The organism is Erwinia sp. V71 (genome assembly GCF_965644245.1).
Taxonomy (GTDB): Bacteria; Pseudomonadota; Gammaproteobacteria; order Enterobacterales; family Enterobacteriaceae; genus Erwinia.
On record NZ_CBFFRK010000193.1, the window covers coordinates 1 to 4445 of the forward strand.

A 4445-nucleotide genomic window follows, 5' to 3' on the forward strand; every position below is an offset into this window, starting at 1 on the left:
CGGGTTCTTATGCCTTAGTTGTAAGTGTCTACCATGTCCCCGAACAAGTGTTCACTGTGTCCCCGGACCGTACACATGGGGGAGGGTTGGGGTGGGGGAGCAATCGCCACAGATCTCAGCTGTCAGCTCCCCCATCCCAGCCTTCCCCCGCAAAGTGGGGGAAGGAGCCGTCATCGTTCTCAGCGGGAAATAATCAGGTGGATACCAAACCCGGCAAACAACACCCCCGCCACACCATCAATCCATTTCGCCAGACGCTGATAACCGCGACGCATCGTCGGCAGCGCGAAGACCGAAGCCACGATGGTGAACCAGCAGAAGGTTTCAACAATAATCAGCAGGAAGATGCCCCAGCGCTCCGCCGCACCCACGCTGTCACCGACAAACAGTGAGAACACACTACCAAAGTAGATCACCGCTTTCGGGTTAGACAGATTGGTCAGAAACCCTTTGAAGAAGCTGCGGCCACCGTTTGACAGCGCCACCTGCACGTCTGGCTGCACCGGTTGCTTGTGTTGCTGACGTGCCGAACGCAGCAGCTGCCAGCCCATCCACAGCAGGTAAAGCCCGCCACCGACCATAATAATCTGATGTAACCATGCCATTTTTTGCAGGATCAGATTCAGCCCCATCAGCGCCACACCTGCCCACACCACAATACCAAGGGTAATCCCCAGCACACCGAGCATCGCCTCTTTACGCGAACGGCTCACTGCGGTTTGTGAGACAAAGAAAAAGTCTGGACCCGGGCTCATCAGCGCGACAAAATGCACCAGCGCCACGGTAAGAAACAGCATTAACATTGAGATTCCATCCTGAAAATTAAGGGTTGTACACGAAACACATTACTCGTCGTCGCCGTCGACATGTTCCCTGATCATCACCATAAACGGCTTACCGAAACGCTCGAGCTTACGCTGCCCGATGCCGTTTACACTCAGCATTTCTGAAGCGGTCAGTGGCATCTGCTCGGCCATTTCAATCAGGGTGGCGTCGTTAAACACCACATACGGCGGAATATTTTCTTCATCGGCAATCGCTTTACGCAGCTTGCGCAGTTTGGCGAACAGCTTGCGATCGTAATTACCGCCATAACTTTTCTGGCTGCTGCTTTTGCTCTTGATGGTCACCAGACGCGGCACTGCCAGCATCAGCGGTGATTCACCACGCAGAATCGGACGCGCCGCTTCAGTCAGCTGCAGTGCCGAGTGCATCGCGATATTTTGTGTCACCAGCCCGAGGTGAATCAGCTGGCGGATCACACTCACCCAGTGCTCGGTGCTGTGCTCACGGCCAATGCCATACACCGGCAATTTATCGTGCTGGAAATCACGGATACGCTGGTTATTGGCACCGCGCAGGATCTCAACAATATAGCCCATACCGAAACGCTGGCCGACACGATAAATGCTCGACAGCGCTTTTTGCGCCTCCACCAGTCCGTCATAACGACGCGGTGGATCAAGGCAGATATCGCAGTTATCACAGGCCTGCTGGCGTCCTTCGCCAAAATAGTTCAGCAGCACCAGACGGCGACAGGTTTGTGCTTCAGCAAAAGCGCCCATCGCATTCAGCTTATGGCGTTCAATCTCTTTCAGCTGGCCCGGCGCTTTCTCTTCCAGACAGCGACGCAGCCACGCCATATCGGCCGGATCGTAAAACAGCAGCGCTTCGGCAGGCAGGCCATCACGTCCGGCGCGGCCCGTTTCCTGATAGTACGACTCAATATTGCGCGGGATATCGAAATGCACCACAAAACGCACGTTCGGCTTGTTGATGCCCATCCCAAATGCCACCGTGGCAACGACAATTTGCAGGTCATCGCGCTGGAAGGCTTCCTGCACCTGTGCACGATGAGCATTCTCCATACCGGCATGATATGCGCCGACACTCAGCCCACGACTCTGCAGACGCGCGGCGGTATCTTCCACTTTCGCTCGGCTGTTGCAGTAAATAATGCCGCATTTGCCGCGCTGATCCTGCACATAACGCATCAGTTGCTCAGTGGGCTTAAACTTCTCCACCAGCGTGTAGCGGATATTCGGCCGGTCAAAGCTGCTGATCTGAATCAGCGGATCATTCAGCTGCAGCAGGCGGGCAATATCGTTACGGGTCGCTTCATCGGCGGTGGCCGTCAGCGCCATCACCGGCAGGGCAGGAAAACGCTGACGCAACTGCCCCAGCGCGCCATATTCCGGGCGGAAATCGTGCCCCCACTGCGAAATACAGTGTGCCTCGTCTACCGCCAGCATCGACGGGTTCCAGTGGCCAAGGCTGTCGAGGAAGTTATCCATCATCAGGCGCTCAGGCGCAATATACAGCAACCGGATACGTCCGGTCCGGCAACCGGCAAAGACTTCCTGCTGCTCTTCACGGCTTTGCGTTGAGTTAAGACAGGCCGCCGCTACGCCATTGGCCAGCAGCTGATCAACCTGGTCTTTCATCAATGAGATTAACGGCGACACCACCAGCGTCAGCCCGTCACGCACCAGCGCCGGGATCTGGTAACAGAGAGATTTCCCCCCGCCGGTCGGCATCACTACCAGACAATCACGCCCGCTGAGCGATGCCTGAATAATGGTTTCCTGACCGGGACGAAACTGCTGATAGCCGAAGGTTTCCTGCAGCACCCTCTGCGCCAGCGTTTCATCATGCTCGTTGCTTACTGCCACCGTTGACACATTGTCCCCGTTTATCTCATTGAATAGTGGAGGGGTCAGGCGAACCTGACCCGGTATATCAGAACAGATCGTTCAGGGTGACACCGACGCCAAAGCGCGTCTGGTTGTGGTTATAGTCAATTAACGACTCGCCATAACCGCTGAACACCTGGGTATAGAAGCGCACGTGCTCGCTAATCGGATAGCTCCAGGCCAGCTCTGCGCCGCCGTAGCCGCTGTTCCAGTTATAGTTGCCCTGCACGCTGAAAATGCTGTCGCCGACCATATAGCCCAGCTTCACCCGGTAGTAACCCATATATTTGGTGATATCCGGGTTATCATCGTTGTTTTCGCTTTCCGGCAGGCGATACCAGGGTTTCACTTCAGCAAGGAAGTTGCCGTTCTGCGCCATCAGTCGGGCATAGACGCGGTTCCAGCTGCGTGACGTCGGCTCTGAACGCCCGTTCGACTGATGATTCAGGCCCAGTTCAACATCACGCAACGTCCAGCCCGCCAGGCTGTAGTCGGTGGCCCAGCCGAGGAAAATCTGCGGCTCATAGTCGGTTTCACGGAACGGCGATGACGCGCCACGGTTCGACAGCTGCCACCAGGAACGCTGGGTATAAGAAGCCGCCAGAACCGAGTTATCTCCAAGGATACCGCGCCACAGCGGGAAAGCCAGGCTGAGCTGGAATTTTACTTCATCTTTTTTTGCTTTATCAGACCAGTTATAGCTCTGGATAGCTTCAGTATTCAGGTCGCTGGTGAGGGTATAAAGTAAGTAGTTATTCTCATACGGATAGAGCACAAAAGGATTGTCATGCTTTTCCAGCAGGTTAGCGATAATGCTACCGCGCACAGCTGGGGTATCGTGAACATCCTTTATAGTCGCTTCCTGCGCCAGTGCCAAAGCAGGCAATAACATCGCCGCTGCCAGCAGTCCCCGAAACATACGCATATTCTTCTCCAGTAAGGCTAGCGCTGCAAAGACAGATGAATAAAAGCACGCCATTCTACACAGAAAAGTGGCGCGGCATTAGCGCTGATTGCGGAAACTGGAAAGGCGCTCAACAGAAGCATAAAATACACAAGTTATTAACATTTCATTCGCGCACTGACGCGACAGGGAACACTCACTATGGCGGGAACGCAACTGGATCAGGACGCCGCGCGTCGCCTGATTGGGGAAATTTTTGTCTATGATATGCCGTTCAACCGGGCGCTGGGTCTGCAACTGGACCGTCTCGAACCCGAGTATGCCGAACTGAGTTTTGCGAATCAGCAGATGCTGGTCGGCAATGCCGCGCAAACCATCCTGCATGGCGGCGTGATTGCGGCAGTGCTGGATGTCGCTGCCGGACTGGTGTGCGTCAGCAGCACGCTGACGCGTCAGGACAATATCAGTGAAGAGGAATTACGTCAGCGTCTGTCGCGTATGGGCACCATCGATCTGCGCGTTGACTATCTGCGTCCGGGGCGTGGCGAACGCTTTATCGCCAGTTGCAGTCTGCTGCGCGGCGGAAATAAAGTCGCAGTGGCACGCGCAGAGCTGCATAATGACGCCGGCCTGTATATTGCCAGCGCCACAGCCACCTATCTGATTGGCTGATTTTTGCCCCCTCCCCCATAAAATGGGGGAGGGCTGGGGAGGGGGAGCTGCGGAGAAAGATCTCCGTCGCGGCTCCCTCCTCCTGACCTCCCCCCGTGAAACTGTACGGTCCGGGGACATTGCAGACAGGTGTTCGGGGACATGGTGAACACTTTTTAACATCCTTTACCCATGGT

At 55.5% G+C, this 4445-nt stretch carries 4 protein-coding genes; 1 reads left to right on the forward strand and 3 read right to left on the reverse strand.

From position 1 onward, the window contains the following. Nucleotides 1–179: 179 nt before the first annotated feature. Genes rhtC through pldA form a run of 3 tightly spaced genes read right to left on the reverse strand, consistent with a single transcriptional unit; the run spans nt 180 to nt 3618 of the window. Nucleotides 180–803, reverse strand: a complete 624-nt coding sequence (gene rhtC, locus ACSZO1_RS21735; RefSeq protein WP_437616373.1) for a threonine export protein RhtC — start codon at nt 801–803, stop codon at nt 180–182. Nucleotides 804–845: 42 nt separating this feature from the next. Continuing rightward, complete coding sequence (recQ, locus tag ACSZO1_RS21740; protein WP_437616375.1) at nt 846–2681, reverse strand: ATP-dependent DNA helicase RecQ; 1836 nt, start codon at nt 2679–2681, stop codon at nt 846–848. Nucleotides 2682–2739: 58 nt separating this feature from the next. Beyond that, the gene (gene pldA, locus ACSZO1_RS21745; RefSeq protein WP_437616377.1) at nt 2740–3618 is read right to left on the reverse strand and encodes a phospholipase A; all 879 of its coding nucleotides are present in this window, start codon (nt 3616–3618) and stop codon (nt 2740–2742) included. Nucleotides 3619–3798: 180 nt separating this feature from the next. Here pldA and ACSZO1_RS21750 point away from each other — a divergent pair, with 180 nt between their 5' ends. Further along, on the forward strand, nt 3799–4269 hold the full coding sequence (locus tag ACSZO1_RS21750) for a thioesterase family protein (RefSeq protein WP_437616379.1): 471 nt from the start codon (nt 3799–3801) through the stop codon (nt 4267–4269). The last annotated feature ends 176 nt before the right edge of the window (nt 4270–4445 follow it).